Here is a 15,664-nt window from a genome sequence, read left to right as displayed (position 1 = left end):
AGCGGGAGAGCGCTTCCCTGACACGGAAGAGGTCACTGGTTCAATCCCAGTATCGCGCACGCAGCACCTTGCACCACCCGCATTACCTTCTTCACCTGCGGTTTCATACCGTGCCCGCGCGATTAGCTCAGCGGGAGAGCGCTTCCCTGACACGGAAGAGGTCACTGGTTCAATCCCAGTATCGCGCACTGTCCGAAAGCCCCGGCCGTCTCGACGGCCGGGGCTTTCGCGTTCCTCACGAGGAGAAGAGCATCCGCCCGAAGCCGCCCTTGTGGTGACCGTGGTGGCCGTGTCCACCATGGCCGCCGTGGTGCGGGGCGCCCCAGGCCGGAGCCGGGGCCGCGTGCTGGACCGGGTACGGGGCCGGGGCCGGCGGCGCGGCGGGCGGCGGGACCTGGCCGTACTGGGCGGTGTACTGGGACTCGAGACGCGTCAGCGCCTCGAGCTCGCCGTAGTCCAGGAAGATGCCGCGGCAACCGCTGCACTGCTCGATCTGGACACCGTTGCGGTTGTAGGTGTGCATCATCGCGTGACACTTCGGACACTGCATGACCGGTCAACTCCTCGCCGTCTGGGTCGACACCGGATCTGTGCCCGGTGGCGTGACGCTCACCCTACGACGCGGGGTCCGGCTCCAAGTGGGGCGGGAGGGCAGCTATTCGGACACAGGCATCCACCATCAGCCGCTCCACGTCGTCGAGTCGGCGTCCCTCTTGTGTCGATTTGGCGAGGGCCAGGGCCGCCGTCTGTACGGTGAGCGCGCGGGCGGGGACGTCGAGTTCCGGCCAGGGGTCCGCGCCGGGCGGACCGGCCGCGGGGCCGCCGGCGGCGCGGTAGGCGTCGAGGAAGCGCAGCCAGGTGCCGGGGTCGAGCAGCCCGGCGGCGTACCAGGCCGCGGGCCGGGCGAGGTCCCAGGCGGGGGCGCCGAGGCCGAGGTCGTCGATGTCGATGAGCCGCCAGGCGCCCTCCGGGACGGTGCGGACCAACTGCCCCAGATGCAGGTCCCCGTGGCAGAGCACCCCACCGCCGCCACCCGGGCCCGGCCCCTCCCCCCGAGCCCAGGCAGGCAACGTCCAAGCGGCGGCCCACACCGCGGCGGCGTCGTCGCCCGCCGTTTCGGCGGGGCCCGCCGGTGCGGAGTCGGCCGGTGCGGCCGACTCGGCCGGTGCCGCGGAGGCGGCCGGTGCCGCGGAGGCGGCCGGTGCCGCGGAGTCGGCCGGTGCCGCGGAGTCGGCCGGTGCCGCGGCCGAGGCGCGAACGGCCGGGTCGACCGAAGCGACCGAAGCGGCAGAGGCGGCCGGTGCAGCCGACTCGGCCGGGACGGCGTAGGCGGCCGGTGCGGCGGCAACGGCCGGTGCCGCGAGGCCGGTCGGTGCAGCGGACGTAGCAGGCGCGGCCGAGACAACGGCGTCGGCCGGTGCGGCGGGAACAGCTCGGGCGGCGGATGCGGCGGATGCGGCGGAGTCAGCCTGGGCGGCGAGGCCAGTATGCGCAGCGGCCGCGACCCGGGCGTCGGGAACAGCCGGTACAGCGGGGCTGGCAAGTGCAGCGGACGTAGCGAACGCCGCGAAGCCGGCCGGGACGGCGGGCGCAGCCGGGACGGCAATGGCCGGTGCGGCGCGGCCAGCCGTTGCAGCGGACGTAGCCGGGATGGCGAACGCGGCCGACGCGGCGAGGCCGGTCGGTGCAGCGGGCGCGGCAGAGGCGGCCGGCGCAGCAGCCGTGGCCGGGATGGCAAAGGCGGCCGAGGCAGCTGACGTGGCCGGGGTAGCGGAAGCGGGCGGAACTGCAGAGCGGGACGGGACGGCAGACCCGGGCGGGGCGGCGGACGCGGGCCGGACGGCAGACCTGGCCGGGGCGGCAGAGGCGGCCGGGACGGCAGAGGCGGCCGGGACGGCAGACCCGGACGGGACGGCGGACGCGGGCCGGACTGCGGAGGCAGCCGGGGCGGCAGAGCAGGCCGGGACGGTCGTGGCCAGGCGGTGTAGGGCTCGGGCTACCTTGGCTGGGCCGCGCATGGGTGGGACCGGGGTCGGCAGGTGGTGCAGGGGGATCTGGTGCAGGGCGGCGAGGAGGTGCGCGGCCGCCTCCCAGGGGGCGTCTTCGGGGTGGTCCGGGTCGACCGGGGCGCCGTACGGCCACAGGGAGACGGGCCGGCCGTGCAGCCACCCGGTCTCGGACCGCAGCGGGGGCAGTAGCGCCGCGGCCAGCGACGGGTGCGCGGCGATCCGCATCCGCAGCGCCAGCGCGTCGGGGTCGCTGTCTCCCGCGTGCGCCTTGACCACGGTGTCCCCGCACCGCACGACGGTTCCGTCAGCCCGGTCGGCGAGCACGGTGTACTCCCCCGCTCCGGCCCCCGCGTACGCGGCGAGCGCGGCCGGCAACGGCGGCGGCACGGATCCGGGGGCGGGGCTCACGCCCGCTCCCCTCCTTCTCCTTCCGGCCCGGTGTCCGGCTCCTCGATCCACCGGAACCACGCCGCCCCGCCCTCGATGTGCAGGAGGAACTCGGCGACCGGCCCGGCCGGGGACAGCAGGGTCAGGGATTCGGCGATGGACGCGTACGCGGCGTCGAACCGCTCGTCGTACGCCTCCGCCTCCACGGCGGCCAGGACCGCGTCGAACCAGGGCTTCACCTCGGCGAAGCCGGGCTCGGGGGCGAAGCTGCCGTGCAGCCAGGGGAAGTCCGCCTCTTCCACCGTGATCGTGCCCAGCAGGGCGTCTTGGCGCATGAGGCGCCACCTGTCGTTGTGCCGGATCATCCCACTCCCCCGCTTCCCGCCCGCCCGCGCCTTGTCCAGGAGCAGGCTACGCACCACCCCCCGCGGGCATGAGAAAGGGTGCTGCCCGTCCGGCTCCCAAGCCGTACGGGCAGCACCCTTCACCTGCCGTCCGTCACCGCGCCCCCGTCCCCACGGGGTGCGGCGAGATGATGTCCCGGCCCGGGCCGCTCTCCCGGGCCTGGGGCGCCGCTCAGCGCCCCAGCATCACGCTTACGGACGACGCCTGCGCCACCACCTGATCGAAGCCTCCGAAGAGGAAGAGCAGGAGGGCGGCCAGGGGGAGCACCATGGCCGCGGCCACCAGTGGGTGGCGTCGGCCGGACTCATGGCTGTTGAACGCGAATGCCTTGCGTCCCTGCCCTGCGATGTCCGCCATGGCCCTCTCCCTGTCGTTTGGCAGCGGCGGGTTTGTGACCTCGGGGGACGAGTGCTCCACCCGCCGCTTGTCTTCAACACTAGGCGCGGGAAGGGGCGCAGGCCTCATGCCCTCGTACCCTTTGCCGGGCCTCCAAGAGGATGAGGAGGCCCTCCGCGCGTACTCCCCTGGGTGGAGACGATTCCCCCGTTGTGAGGGTCTTCCCGGAGGGGATGACCGGAGGGTAGTGACTTCTCTCACTTCCGTCACTCCCTGCACACGCATGTCCGGGCGCGGAGTCTGCCCCGGAATCACCCGGTCCGCTCCGGCCGGGCCACGCGCCCCCCGGCGCGCTCCCGCCGGGCCGCGGCCCAATCCCCTTGGCGCGAGGGTCGTTTGGTCGTACGGGCAACTCCCGTACGGTCATGCGGTCGCACATCTGAACACCCCTCAAGTGGACTGCGCCGCACTGACAATCGAATACCCGGGAGAGGGCGCGGCCTCTGAGCGCACATGACGGATCGTCCGTAAGCTGTGCCACGTCAACAGGACGACCGGTCAGCGGGGTGGACATGGCGATGATGCGGCTCCGGCGCGAGGACCCGCGAGTCGTCGGCTCGTTCAGGCTGCACCGACGGCTCGGTGCCGGCGGCATGGGCGTGGTCTACCTGGGCTCGGACCGGCGCGGCCAGCGGGTCGCGCTCAAGGTCATCCGGCCGGATCTGGCCGAGGACCAGGAGTTCCGCTCCCGCTTCGCCCGCGAGGTGTCCGCCGCCCGGCGGATCCGCGGCGGCTGCACCGCCCGCCTGGTGGCCGCGGACCTGGAGGCCGAGCGGCCCTGGTTCGCCACTCAGTACGTGCCCGGTCCCTCGCTGCACGACAAGGTGGCCGAGGAGGGTCCGCTCACGGCCGCGCAGATCGCCGCGATCGGCGCCGCGCTGTCCGAGGGGCTCGTCGCCGTGCACGAGGCGGGAGTCGTCCACCGGGACCTCAAGCCCTCGAACATTCTTCTGTCTCCCAAGGGCCCGCGCATCATCGACTTCGGGATCGCCTGGGCCACCGGCGCGAGCACCCTCACGCACGTGGGAACGGCCGTCGGCTCCCCCGGGTTCCTCGCGCCCGAGCAGGTGCGCGGCGCCGCGGTCACCCCCGCCACGGACGTGTTCGCGCTCGGCGCCACGCTCGCGTACGCGGCGACCGCCGACTCCCCCTTCGGGCACGGCAGTTCCGAGGTCATGCTGTACCGCGTCGTGCACGAGGAGCCGCATCTGCAGGGGGTCCCGGACGCGCTGGCGCCGCTCGTACGGGCCTGCCTGGCCAAGGACCCCGAGGAACGGCCCAGCACGCTCCAGCTGTCTATGCGGCTCAAGGAGATCGCGGCCCGCGAGGCCCACGGGACGTCCGACGGCCGCCCGCCCGCGCAGCGGGCCCGGACCGACCGGCCGGCGGGGCGGCTCGCCGATCGGACGGACAGCCGCACGGAACTGCACACGGAGCGCAGCACCGGCGGCACGCCCGTACCCAGGGCGCAGGGTCAGGGCCAGGGCCCGCACAGCGGACCGCACTCGCGGCCGTCGTCCTCCAGGAACCCGGGCGGCCAGGGCGGCCCCGGCGGCGGCGCGAACCCGTCCTCCCGTCCGACCTCGGGCCGTACGGGCGGCCGCCCGGCCCCTCGTACGACGGGAGCCGGGCGCCGGCCCTCGCGTCCGGACCCGAGGCTGATGCGGCAGCGGCTGATCGTGTTCGTCGTGGTGACGCTGATCGTCGCGCTGGGCATCGCGGCGGCCCAGAAGCTCTAGTGCTGTGACCGGAAAGGTTCACCGCGTCGCGGCGCCCGGCACGGCACGAGGCGGCCAGGCCGCCAGCCCTCAGGCCGCCGTCAGGCCGCCAGGCCGCTGGACCTCTAGGACTCCCGGGGCGCCGGCGGGCGGGTGGCGTAGAAGGCCACCGCCGAGGCCGCGGCCACGTTGAGGGAGTCGATGCCCTCCGCCATGGGGATGCGGACCCACTCGTCGGCCGCGCGCAGGGCGTACGTGGACAGGCCGTGCCCCTCGGAGCCGAGCATGATCGCGGACCGGGCGAAGCGCTCGGCCGGGACCTGGTCCAGCGACGTGGCCTTCTCGCTCGGCGTCATGGCGAGGATGCGGTAGCCCGCCTCGCGGACCTTCTCCAGGTCGGCGGGCCACTTGTCGAGCCGCGCGTACGGGACGGAGAAGACGGAGCCCATCGAGACCTTGATGGCCCGCCGGTAGAGCGGGTCCGCGCAGTCCGGGGAGAGCAGTATCGCGCTGATGCCGAGGGCGGCGGCGCTGCGGAACGCGGCGCCCAGGTTGGCGTGGTCGACGAAGCCCTCGAAGACGGCGATCCTCTGACCGGCCGCGTCGCCCGTCAGCAGGTCGTCGGCCGTGGGCAGCGGCTTGCGCTGCATGGAGGCCAGGGCCCCGCGGTGCACGTGGTAGCCGGTGACGCGTTCGGCGAGCTCGGGGCTGACGGCGTAGACCGGCGCCGGGAGCTCGTCGATGACGTCGCGCATGACGTCGACCCACTTGGCCGAGAGCAGCATCGAGCGCATCTCGTAGCCGGCGTCCTTGGCCCTTCTGATCACCTTCTCGCCCTCGGCGATGAACAGGCCTTCGGCGGGCTCGCGCCGGCGCCGGAGTTCGACGTCGGTCAGGCCCGTGTAGTCGCGCAGGCGCGGATCGTCGGGGTCTTCGACGGTGATGAGATCAGCCACAGGGTGATACTGCCTTGTCCTGGGTGCGGTGCCAACGGCTCGGTTGTGCGGTTGTGCGGGGGTGCGTCGTTCTACGGCGTCTGCGGGGCGTTGACCTTCACGACGTCGCCGATGACGATGACCGCGGGGGGGCGCACCCCTTGGTCCCGTACGGTCTCGCCGACCGTGGCGAGGGTGGCGTCCACGCGGCGCTGGGCGGCGGTGGTGCCCTCCTGGATGACGGCGACCGCGGTCTCGGCGGGGCGGCCGCCGCGGACCAGCGCCTCGGCGATCAGGCCGATCTTGTCGACGCCCATGAGGATGACGAGCGTGCCGGTGAGCTTGGCCAGGGAGGCCCAGTCCACCAGGGAGCGCGGGTCGTCGGGGCCGACGTGGCCGCTGACCACGGTGAACTCGTGCGCCACGCCGCGGTGGGTGACGGGGATGCCGACCGCGCCGGGCACCGAGATGGAGCTGGAGATGCCGGGCACGACGGTGCAGGGGATACCGGCCTCGGCGAGGGCCTGGAGCTCCTCCATGCCGCGGCCGAAGACGTACGGGTCCCCGCCCTTGAGCCGGACCACGGCCTTGCCCGCCTTGGCGTGCTCGATCAGCGCGTCGTTGATGGCCTCCTGGGCCATGAACCGGCCGTACGGGATCTTGGCCGCGTCGATGACCTCGACGTGCGGCGGGAGTTCGTCGAGGAGGTCGCGGGGGCCCAGCCGGTCGGCGATGACCACGTCGGCCTCGGCGAGGAGGCGGCGGCCGCGGACGGTGATCAGGTCGGGGTCGCCGGGGCCGCCGCCGACGAGGGAGACGCCGGGGGTGCGGGGGCGGGCGGCCGTGAGGGTGCCGTCGCGCAGCCCCTCGACGACCGCGTCCCGGACGGCGGCGGAGCGGCGGGGGTCGTTGCCGCTCAGCACGGCGACGGTGACGCCCTCGACGCGGCCGGTCGCCGGGGTCCAGGCGGTGGCGGCCTCGGCGTCGTCGGCGCGGACGCACCAGACCCGCTCGCGCTCGGCCTCGGCGGAGGCGGCGTCGTTCGCCGCGCGGTCCCGGGTGGCGACGAGGGCGTACCAGGCCCCTTCGAGGTCGCCTTCCTCGTAGCGGCGGCGCTCCCAGCGGATCTCGCCGGTCTCGGCCATGGCGTCCACGGAAGGGGTGGCGGAGGGCGAGACGAGCAGGATGTCGGCGCCGGCCGCGATCAGCGAGGGGAGGCGGCGCTGGGCGACCTGGCCGCCGCCGATGACGACGACGCGGCGGCCGGCCAGGCGGAGTCCGACGGGGTATGCGGGGGTGTCGGCCATGGCGGTGCGGCTCCTGTGCGGCGAGGGGGCGGCTGGCCGCTGCTGCGCTGGAGCGGCTGGGTTGACGTGCGGTTTCCGTGTCCGGGTCCACGATACGACGCGCCGGGCCGGCGCTCCCGGCGGGGCCGGTGCCGTGGCGGGCCCCTGGGCTCCGCCCCGGACCCCGCGCCTCAAGCGCCGACGGGGCCGAAATCGCGCTTCGCGCGATCCAGCCCCGCCGGAGTTCGAGGCAGGCCCGCGCCCGGCGGGGTTACTTCTCGGTGACCCCGGCGGAGTCGAAGGTGGCCACTTCGTGCATCGCGCGGGCGGCGCTCTGGACCAGGGGCAGGGCCAGCAGGGCGCCCGTGCCCTCGCCCAGGCGCAGGTCCAGGTCCACCAGGGGACGCAGGCCGAGCTTGTTCAGGGCCGCGACGTGGCCCGGTTCCGCGCTGCGGTGGCCCGCGATGCACGCGGAGAGGGCCTCCGGGGCGATGGCCCGGGCGACCAGGGCGGCCGCGCCCGCGCTCACGCCGTCAAGGATGACCGGCGTGCGCAGGGAGGCTCCGCCGAGCAGGAGACCGACGATCGCCGCGTGCTCCAGGCCGCCGATGGCCGCGAGGACGCCGATCGGGTCCGCCGGGTCGGGCTGGTGGAGTTCGAGGGCGCGGCGTACGACCTCGACCTTGCGGGCGTGGGTCTCGTCGTTGATGCCCGTGCCGCGACCGGTGACCTCCGCCGGGTCGACGCCGGTGAAGACCGAGATGAGGGCCGCGGACACCGTGGTGTTCGCGATGCCCATCTCGCCGGTGAGCAGGGCCTTGTTGCCCGCCGCGACCAGGTCGCGGGCCGTCTCGATGCCCACCTCGATCGCCGCGATCGCTTCCTCGCGGGTCATCGCGGGGCCGACCGAGAGGTCCGCCGTGCCCGGGCGGACCTTGCGCGGGAGCAGGCCCGGAGTGGCGGGCAGCTCGCCCGCGACGCCGACGTCGATCACACAGACCTCGGCGCCCACCTGGTTGGCGAATGCGTTGCAGACGGCGCCGCCGCCCAGGAAGTTGGCCACCATCTGCATGGTGACCTCCTGGGGCCAGGGCGTGACGCCCTGCGCGTGCACCCCGTGGTCGCCCGCGAAGATCGCGACCGCGGCCGGCTCCGGGATCGGCGGCGGGCAGACCCGCGAGAGGCCGGCCAGCTGGGCGGAGATGATCTCCAGCATGCCCAGCGCGCCCGCCGGCTTGGTCATGCGCTTCTGCCGCTCCCAAGCCTCACCCAGCGCCTTGGCGTCGAGCGGGCGGATGCTGGCGACCGTCTCCGAGAGCAGGTCGTGCGGCTCCTCGCCGGGCAGCGCGCGGCGCCCGTACGTCTCCTCGTGCACGACCCAGGAGAGCGGCCGGCGCTGGGACCAGCCGGCCTGGGCCAGCTCGGGCTCGTCGGGGAACTCGTCGACGTAGCCGACGCACAGGTACGCGACGACCTCCAGGTGCTCCGGCAGGCCGAGCTCGCGGACCATCTCGCGCTCGTCGAAGAAGCTGACCCAGCCGACGCCGAGGCCTTCGGCGCGCGCGGCGAGCCAGAGGTTCTCGACGGCGAGGGCCGAGGAGTACGGGGCCATCTGCGGCTGGGTGTGCCGGCCGAGGGTGTGGCGGCCGCCGCGGGTGGGGTCGGCGGTGACGACGATGTTCACCGGGGTGTCGAGGATGGCCTCGATCTTGAGTTCCTTGAACTGCTTCGCCCGGGCCTTGGGCAGCGAGTTCGCGTAGGCCTCGCGCTGGCGCTGGGCGAGCTCGTGCATCGTCCGGCGGGTCTCGGCGGAGCGGATGACGACGAAGTCCCACGGCTGGGAGTGGCCGACGCTGGGCGCGGTGTGGGCCGCCTCCAGGACGCGGAGCAGCACCTCGTGCGGGATGGGATCGGTACGGAAGCCCTTGCGGATGTCGCGGCGCTCGCGCATGACGCGCAGGACGGCCTCGCGCTCGGCGTCCTCGTACGCGGGGGCCGGGTCGCCCGCGGCGGGTTCGGCCGGTACGGGTGCGGCGGCTACGGCTACGGCCTCCGCCGGGACGGGCTCCGCCGGGGTCTCGGGCCCGGCCGTGGGCTGGGGCGCCGGTGCGGCCGCTACGGGGTCCAGCGCCACGGGAGCGGGCTGCTCGGCGGCGGCGGGCTGGGGCTCGGGCTCGGGCTCGGCGGCCGGGACCACCGCGGGCGCGGGCTGCGGCTCCGGGTCCACGGCCGGGGCGATGACGGCCTCGGCGGGGGCGGCCTCGACCGGCGCGGCCTCGGCGGCCACCGGCTCGGGGGCCGGCTCGACGACGGGCTGGACCGCGGGCTCCGCCACGGGCTGCGGCTGGGCCGCGGGCTCCGGCGCGACCTCGGCCTGCACGGGCTCGGGCACCACCGCGAGGACCGGCTCCGCCATGACGACCGGCTCGGGGGCGACCTCGACCTCGGGCAGGGGCAACGGCTCGGGCGCCGGGACGGTGGCGGGTGCGGCCTCGGCCACCACGGGCTCGGCCACCACGGGCTCGGCCACCACGGGCTCGGGCTGCGGCTCGGCGGCGACCGCCACCACGACCGGCTCGGGCGCGGCCTCGGCGGGCAGCGGCTCCGCCGCCCACGGCGTACCGGCCTGCGGCGGGATCTCGGCGGCCTGCGGCGCGACCGCGACGGCCTCGGCGCGCGGGATGTCCAGGTACTCGGGGCCCGTGGTGGGCGGGCCGGAGCGGAACGCCGGAGCGGGCGTCGGCGCCGCGGCCGGACCCCGGTCCGCGAGGGACCGTACGACTCCGCCGGTGGCCTCGGGCACGGGCGGGCCCATGTGCAGCGGACGCCGCACCGGGGTCACCGCAGCGGCCGCGGCGGGAGCCTGCGCCTGCGCCTGGGGAGCAGGCGGGGTCACCAGGCCGCCGAGGTCGAGCGCGCCGGAGTCCCGGCCGCCCGCCTCGTGCGCGCCCGCACTGTAGGAGGAATCGGGGAACGGCTGTTCCGGGTACCCGGGCTGGGGGTAACCCATGGGCGCGGGCGCCATCGGCTGTGCGTAGGCGGCCGGTGCCTCGGCGACCTGGGCCGGCTGCTGCTGGTACTCGACGTACGGCGCGTCGGCGTACAGGGCGGGCTCGGGGAAGGACGGCATCGGCGGAACCACCTGCGGGTCGCTCCACGCGCCCTGGTTGCTCGGCATCAGCAACAGTTCCTCGTCCTCCGGACCGGCCGGGTCGTCCACGAGGTCCTGGAAGGCGTAGCCGCCGCTCAGAGGGGCCGGCATGGGAACCGGGGCGGGGATGCCCGGCTGATCCACCATGCCCGCGTTGTCCGGGTGACCCTCGCCCGGGACCTGGCCGGTGTCAGTCATGCGTACCCCTCGCCCATCGGTTTTGCCTCTTCGATCGCCCGGTCGCCCACGAGGCCTCCACGACAACCACTAAGCATTGTCGCGCCCGTTAGCCACCCTGGCGGCCATAACAGCCAGGGTCCGCTGTGGACTGCGCCACGTCGCGCTTCCTGCGGTGTCGTGGTGCCCGAATCGTCCGGGGCGCTGCGACGATCGGCCAGCCTACCCCGGCCGTTGATCCAAGCGGTCTCGGGGCACCTGGGGGGGGCGTTTCACGGGCGTCGTGGAGGAGTGGCCCGGTGCCCCGAGACGCTCAGCGGGTCACGGGGCGCTGGGCGGCCAGCAGGAAGACGACGGAGCGCTGTTGTTCGGTCCAGGTACGGGTGTCCAGGCCGACGGACTGGAGCAGCGCGCACTCCACCTCGTACCCGCCCTCGGTGAGGGCGCGTCCGATGGCCTCGGCCTCGTCACGGGTGGAGGCGTGGCTGACGATCCGTTCCGGACGGCGGTCGGCGACGGCCGCGACGACTTCGGCTCCGCCGCCTCCGACGCGGACGACGTCGGGCTCCGGCAGGTCCTCCAGTACGTGCGGGGCGCGGCCGGTGACGACCTGGAGCTGGACTCCGCGGCTGCGGGCCGCGGCGGTTACGCGCTCGCAGGCGTGCCGGTCGGCGTCGACGGCGATGACGGCCGCGCCGAGGGCGGCGGCGTCCACGGCGAGGGCGCCGGAGCCGGCGCCGATGTCCCAGACGAGGTCGCCGGTGCGCGGGCCGAGCCGGGCGAGCTGCGCGGCGCGCAGTTGCGCGGACTCCCCTTCGCCCACGTCGATCTGCGGCCGGGCCCAGCCGCGTCCGGCCGTCTGGGCGGGGCCCTGGCCGAGGAGCCACGCCGGTTCGGAGGCCAGGGCCTGTCCCCCGCCGCCGATGACGATGACGACGTTGGGGTCCCGCCAGCTGTGGTCGGCGGCCTTGTCGGAGGTGAGGACGGTCACCTGCTCCTTGTCGGTGCCCAGTTCCTCGCAGATGACGAAGGTGCGGTGGACGCCGCCGAGCAGCAGCGCCAGTTCGGCGGGGCCGGCTCCGGGCGAGGTGAGGACGGCGACCTTGCCGTGGGCCCGGCAGACGTTGACGGCGCGGCGCAGGGTGCGGGGGTGGGCGACGACCACCTGGGCGTCGTCCCAGGGCATCCCGGCGCGGGCGAAGGCGGCGGCGACGGAGGAGACGGCGGGGACCACCTCGACCTCGAGGCCGTGTTCGGGGGCGCGCAGGGTGCGTACGACGCCGAAGAAGCCGGGGTCGCCGTCGGCGAAGACCACGGCGGTGCCCCGGTGGCCCGCGATGCGGCGCGCGGCGAGCCCGAGGCTGCCGAGGCGGATGCGCTCGGCGGTGGGCGGCACCTCGGGGAGTGCGAGGTGGTGGGCGGCGCCGGCCACCAAAGTGGCGGCGGAGAGCGCTGACCGGGCGGCCGCGGTCAGGGGAGAGCCGTCCCAGCCGATCACCGTGACCCGGTCGGCCATCGTCGTCAGTCTCCTGAGGTGGGGGCAGGCGAAGTTTCGTCGGGGGGGCGGGCACGGTGAGACTACCCGGTCATCGGTCGGTTCCAGTCGGCCCCGACGGCGCGGCCGTTCGCGTCGGCCCGGTGGTCGACGTCGTATCCGTCGTATCCGTCGGAGTAACCGTCCGCATATCCGTCCGGATAGCCGTCGCCCTCGTCGAGGTCCTCGGGGAGCAGGCTCCAGACGATGAGGTCGGTGCGGGTGTCGGCCCAGGTGCCGTCGGGGGTCTGGGTCCGCACTATCCACGCGTTGCGCAGGACGCCTTCGCTGATGCAGCCGATCTTCTGGGCCACCTGCTGGGAGGCGGTGTTGTCGGCCGCGGTGCGCAGTTCGAGGCGTTCGAAGCCCTGGTCGCGCAAGAGCCACCGGGCGACGGCGAGTACGGATTCGCTGGCGTAGCCCTCGCCGCGGGCCCAGGGGGCGGTGACGTAGCCGACCTCGGTGGCGCGGGTGCGCCAGTTGGTGTTCTGGAGGTGGACGATGCCGACGAGGCGGTGGGTGAGGAACTCGGTGACGGCGAAGACGATGCCGCGGCCCTCGGTGCGCTCGGCGTGGGACTCCCGGGTGGCCCAGGCGCGGGCGTGGGCGTGGGTGTAGGGGTTCGGTACGCCGGTCCAGGCGGTGACGGGCTCGTCGTTCATCATCTCGGCGAGCGCGGTGACGTCTTCTTCCTCGAAGGGGCGCAGCACCAGCCGGTCCGTGCTGATGGTGACGTCCGGGAAGGTGGTAGTCATGCGCAGCTCCATGCCTGAGACCGTGGTGCGACCGTTGTGCGGGACCGTTTATGCGGGTCGTAGGCCACAGCATGCAGCATCGGCCCGGCGATGTGCATGGCCGGGGCTGCCCGGAAGCGGGCAGCGTTCGGCCCCGCGTGCCGGGGGCGGCGTGCGGGGCCGAACGGGCCGGGCGGGCCGGGCCTCAGGTGCTCAGGAGGCCGGGCTCAGGGGGCGGGCAGGCGGGGTTCAGGAGGCCGGAGCGCCGAAGGCCGGGATGACCGAGCCCTGGTACTTGTCCTCGATGAACTTCTTGACCTCGTCGGAGTTCAGCAGCTTGGCGAGCTTCTGGATCCGCGGGTCGTTCTGCTTGCCGTCCTTGACCGCCAGGAAGTTGGCGTACGGGTTGCCCTCGGCCTTCTCCAGAGCCAGCGCGTCCTTGGCGGGGCTCAGCTTGGCCTCGATGGCGTAGTTGCCGTTGATGACGGCGGCGTCCACGTCGTTCAGGGCGCGCGGGACCGTGGCGGCCTCCAGCTCCTTGAACTCCAGGCCCTTCTTGTCGGTGATGTCGGACAGCTTGGCGCTGGTGCCGGCACCCTCCTTGAGGGTGATCAGGTGGTTCGCCGCGAGCAGCTGGAGCGCGCGGCCCTCGTTGGTGGTGTCGTTGGGGACGGCGATGGTCTGGCCGGCCTTGATGTCGCCGAGGGCCTTGACCTTCTTGGAGTAGAGGCCGAGGGGCTCCAGGTGCACGTTCACGACGGGCACGATGTGCGTGCCGTTCTTCTTGTTGAAGTCGTCGAGGTACGGCTTGTGCTGGAAGAAGTTGCCGTCGACCTGGCCCTGTTCGGTGGCGGTGTTCGGCAGGACGTAGTCCGTGAACTCCTTGACCTCCAGCTTGAGGCCGTCCTTCGCCGCGAGCTTGTCCTTGACGAAGTTCAGGATGTCGGCGTGCGGGCTCGGGGAGGCCGCGATGACGAGCGGCTTGCTCTCGTCGACCTTGCCGCCGTCGGCCTTCGTGGAGGACGGGTCCGAGGAGCTGCCGCAGGCGGTGAGGCCGAGGGCGAGGGCGGTCGCGGTGGCGGCGAGGGCGGTGAGCTTGATGTTCTTACGCACGAAGAGTGCCTTTCTTGCTTTTGCGGGGTGATGGCCCAAGCACGACAAGTGCGGGCTTTCTGGGGGAAAAGTCTTGTCAGCCGGGGGCTGTTCAGGCTGTCCGGCCGCGGCGGGCGAGGAGGCGAACCACGCCGTCGCCGAGCAGCTGGATCACCGTGACGACGGCGATCAGGACCACGACGGTGGCGACCATGAAGCCGGTCTCGAAGCGCTGGAAGCCGTAGGTGATGGCCTTGGAGCCGAGTCCTTCGCCGCCGACCGCGCCGGCCATGGCGGAGTAGCCGACCAGGGTGATCACGGTGGTGGTGACGGCGGAGACCAGGGAGGGCAGGGCCTGCGGGAGGAGCACCTTGCCGACCAGGGTGGGGATGCCGCCGCCCATGGACTCGACGGCCTCGATCAGGCCGTGGTCCACCTCGCGGACGGCGGTCTCGACGAGCCGGGCGAAGAAGGGGATGGCGCCGATGGAGAGCGGGACGATCATGGCGGTGGGGCCGATGAAGGTGCCGACGACGGCCGTGGTGACCGGGATCAGGAAGATCAGCAGGATGATGAACGGCATCGAGCGGCCGATGTTCACGATCACGCCGAGGGCCTTGTTGAGCGGCCGGTTCTGCAGGAGGCCGCCCTTGTCGGTGAGGACCAGGAGGATGCCGACGGGCAGGCCGCCGAGGATGGTCACCAGGGTGGACCACAGGACCATGTAGAGGGTGTCGAAGGTGCCCTGGGTGAGCAGGGGCTCCATCTCGGACCAGGTCACTTGGCACCATCCTTGACCAGCTCGGCGAGTTCGGTGTCGGCGTCGACGACGTCGACCTGGAGGCCCTGCTCGCGCAGGAAGCCGATGGGCACGACGTTGTCGTCGTAGCGGCCGGGGAGCTCGATGCGCATCCGGCCGATCTGCCGGCCGCCGACGGTGTCCATGGCCGCGCCGAGGATCGATATGTCGATGTTGTAGGTGCGGGCCAGCTGGGAGATGACCGGCTGGGTGGCGGTCTCGCCGTGGAAGGTCACGTCGATGACCGTGTGCTCGTCGGTGGTCGCGGAGCCGGTCAGCGGGAAGAGTTCGTGGGCGAGCCGGGATCCGGGGGTGGCCAGCAGCTCGGTGACGGTGCCGGACTCGATGACCCGTCCGTTCTTCATGAGGGCGGCCGAGTCGCAGACCGACTTGACCACCTCCATCTCGTGCGTGATGAGCAGGACGGTCAGGCCGAGCTGCCGGTTGAGGTCGCGCAGCAGCTGGAGGATCGAGCGGGTGGTCTCGGGGTCCAGGGCGCTGGTGGCCTCGTCGGACAGCAGCACCTTGGGGTCGCCGGCCAGGGCGCGGGCGATGCCGACGCGCTGCTTCTGGCCGCCGGAGAGCTGGCCGGGGTAGGACTTGGCCTTGTCGGCGAGGCCGACGAGGTCGAGGAGTTCGGCGGCCTTGCGGGAGCGCTCGCGGCCGGAGACGCCCAGGATCTCCAGCGGAAGTTCGATGTTGCCCTGGACGGTGCGCGAGGACAGCAGGTTGAAGTGCTGGAAGACCATGCCGATGCGGCTGCGGGCCTCGCGGAGCTCCTTGCCGGCTCGCCGGCCGCGGCCGGCGAGCGCGGTGAGGTCGACTCCGTCGACCGTCACGGTGCCGGCGGTGGGGCGCTCCAGCAGGTTCACGCAGCGGATGAGGGAGGACTTGCCGGCGCCGCTCTGGCCGATGACTCCGTAGACCTCGCCCTCGCGGACGTGCAGATCGACGCCGTCCAGGGCGGTGACCTCACGGCCACGGGACTGGTAGACCTTCGTGAGGCCCGATGTGGTGATCACAGGATTTCCGTCGCTGTCG

General features: G+C 73.6%; 13 protein-coding genes and 1 tRNA gene. 2 read left to right on the top strand and 12 right to left on the bottom strand.

From position 1 onward, the window contains the following. Window positions 1–116: 116 nt before the first annotated feature. A tRNA-Val gene (locus tag ACFWBF_RS16830) sits at window positions 117–188 on the top strand. 47 nt (window positions 189–235) lie between these two features. On the opposite strand, the gene ACFWBF_RS16825 is transcribed toward ACFWBF_RS16830, so the two are convergent. The 4 genes from ACFWBF_RS16825 to ACFWBF_RS16810 form a co-directional block, all read right to left on the bottom strand. Continuing rightward, entirely contained in the window at window positions 236–550 is a 315-nt protein-coding gene (locus ACFWBF_RS16825) for a zf-TFIIB domain-containing protein (protein WP_385601641.1), read from the bottom strand. A 64-nt stretch (window positions 551–614) separates the two neighbouring features. Continuing rightward, entirely contained in the window at window positions 615–2,417 is a 1,803-nt protein-coding gene (locus ACFWBF_RS16820; RefSeq protein WP_385601638.1) for a phosphotransferase family protein, read from the bottom strand. Beyond that, on the bottom strand, window positions 2,414–2,731 hold the full coding sequence (locus ACFWBF_RS16815) for a hypothetical protein (RefSeq protein ID WP_385601635.1): 318 nt from the start codon (window positions 2,729–2,731) through the stop codon (window positions 2,414–2,416). The genes ACFWBF_RS16820 and ACFWBF_RS16815 overlap by 4 nt, the downstream gene beginning before the upstream one ends. Window positions 2,732–2,972: 241 nt before the next feature. Beyond that, window positions 2,973–3,158 carry a hypothetical protein gene (locus tag ACFWBF_RS16810; protein ID WP_385601632.1) on the bottom strand — a complete coding sequence of 62 codons (186 nt, stop codon included), beginning with the start codon at window positions 3,156–3,158 and terminating at the stop codon, window positions 2,973–2,975. Window positions 3,159–3,709: 551 nt separating this feature from the next. Between ACFWBF_RS16810 and ACFWBF_RS16805 the strand changes: the two genes are divergently transcribed. Further along, the gene (locus tag ACFWBF_RS16805; RefSeq protein WP_385601630.1) at window positions 3,710–4,936 is read left to right on the top strand and encodes a serine/threonine-protein kinase; all 1,227 of its coding nucleotides are present in this window, start codon (window positions 3,710–3,712) and stop codon (window positions 4,934–4,936) included. A gap of 104 nt (window positions 4,937–5,040) precedes the next feature. On the opposite strand, the gene ACFWBF_RS16800 is transcribed toward ACFWBF_RS16805, so the two are convergent. The 8 genes from ACFWBF_RS16800 to ACFWBF_RS16765 all read right to left on the bottom strand — a co-directional run bounded on the left by ACFWBF_RS16800 (window position 5,041) and on the right by ACFWBF_RS16765 (window position 15,645). Further along, on the bottom strand, window positions 5,041–5,871 hold the full coding sequence (locus ACFWBF_RS16800) for a TrmH family RNA methyltransferase (RefSeq protein WP_385234538.1): 831 nt from the start codon (window positions 5,869–5,871) through the stop codon (window positions 5,041–5,043). A 71-nt stretch (window positions 5,872–5,942) separates the two neighbouring features. Continuing rightward, on the bottom strand, window positions 5,943–7,157 hold the full coding sequence (gene cobA / locus ACFWBF_RS16795; RefSeq protein ID WP_385601627.1) for a uroporphyrinogen-III C-methyltransferase: 1,215 nt from the start codon (window positions 7,155–7,157) through the stop codon (window positions 5,943–5,945). Between the two features lie 250 nt (window positions 7,158–7,407). Continuing rightward, the gene (cobT, locus tag ACFWBF_RS16790) at window positions 7,408–10,485 is read right to left on the bottom strand and encodes a nicotinate-nucleotide--dimethylbenzimidazole phosphoribosyltransferase (RefSeq protein WP_385601625.1); all 3,078 of its coding nucleotides are present in this window, start codon (window positions 10,483–10,485) and stop codon (window positions 7,408–7,410) included. 292 nt (window positions 10,486–10,777) lie between these two features. Next, on the bottom strand, window positions 10,778–11,980 hold the full coding sequence (cbiE, locus tag ACFWBF_RS16785) for a precorrin-6y C5,15-methyltransferase (decarboxylating) subunit CbiE (RefSeq protein ID WP_385601622.1): 1,203 nt from the start codon (window positions 11,978–11,980) through the stop codon (window positions 10,778–10,780). A 62-nt stretch (window positions 11,981–12,042) separates the two neighbouring features. Next, window positions 12,043–12,753, bottom strand: coding sequence for a GNAT family N-acetyltransferase (locus tag ACFWBF_RS16780; RefSeq protein WP_385601620.1), 711 nt, complete (start codon window positions 12,751–12,753; stop codon window positions 12,043–12,045). A gap of 228 nt (window positions 12,754–12,981) precedes the next feature. Further along, entirely contained in the window at window positions 12,982–13,845 is an 864-nt protein-coding gene (locus ACFWBF_RS16775; RefSeq protein ID WP_385601617.1) for a MetQ/NlpA family ABC transporter substrate-binding protein, read from the bottom strand. A gap of 91 nt (window positions 13,846–13,936) precedes the next feature. Next, entirely contained in the window at window positions 13,937–14,605 is a 669-nt protein-coding gene (locus tag ACFWBF_RS16770) for a methionine ABC transporter permease (protein WP_385601614.1), read from the bottom strand. Beyond that, window positions 14,602–15,645: a methionine ABC transporter ATP-binding protein gene (locus tag ACFWBF_RS16765; RefSeq protein WP_385601744.1), complete on the bottom strand. Its 1,044-nt coding sequence runs from the start codon at window positions 15,643–15,645 to the stop codon at window positions 14,602–14,604. The genes ACFWBF_RS16770 and ACFWBF_RS16765 overlap by 4 nt, the downstream gene beginning before the upstream one ends. Window positions 15,646–15,664 lie beyond the last annotated feature (19 nt).

Origin of the sequence: Streptomyces sp. NPDC060028, from assembly GCF_042736725.1 — a bacterium.
Taxonomy (GTDB): Bacteria; Actinomycetota; Actinomycetes; order Streptomycetales; family Streptomycetaceae; genus Streptomyces.
Note: the sequence above shows the minus strand (reverse complement) of the source record. Positions and strands in the feature narration are given on the sequence as shown.

What these genes read in the sequence shown, in the direction of transcription:
- ACFWBF_RS16825 (WP_385601641.1), bottom strand. Translation starts at nt 550, where the DNA reads ATGCAGTGTCCGAAGTGTCACGCGATGATGCACACCTACAACCGCAAC.
- ACFWBF_RS16815 (WP_385601635.1), bottom strand. Translation starts at nt 2,731, where the DNA reads ATGCGCCAAGACGCCCTGCTGGGCACGATCACGGTGGAAGAGGCGGAC.
- ACFWBF_RS16810 (WP_385601632.1), bottom strand. Translation starts at nt 3,158, where the DNA reads ATGGCGGACATCGCAGGGCAGGGACGCAAGGCATTCGCGTTCAACAGC.
- ACFWBF_RS16805 (WP_385601630.1), top strand. Translation starts at nt 3,710, where the DNA reads ATGGCGATGATGCGGCTCCGGCGCGAGGACCCGCGAGTCGTCGGCTCG.
- cobA (WP_385601627.1), bottom strand. Translation starts at nt 7,157, where the DNA reads ATGGCCGACACCCCCGCATACCCCGTCGGACTCCGCCTGGCCGGCCGC.
- cobT (WP_385601625.1), bottom strand. Translation starts at nt 10,485, where the DNA reads ATGACTGACACCGGCCAGGTCCCGGGCGAGGGTCACCCGGACAACGCG.
- cbiE (WP_385601622.1), bottom strand. Translation starts at nt 11,980, where the DNA reads ATGGCCGACCGGGTCACGGTGATCGGCTGGGACGGCTCTCCCCTGACC.
- ACFWBF_RS16780 (WP_385601620.1), bottom strand. Translation starts at nt 12,753, where the DNA reads ATGACTACCACCTTCCCGGACGTCACCATCAGCACGGACCGGCTGGTG.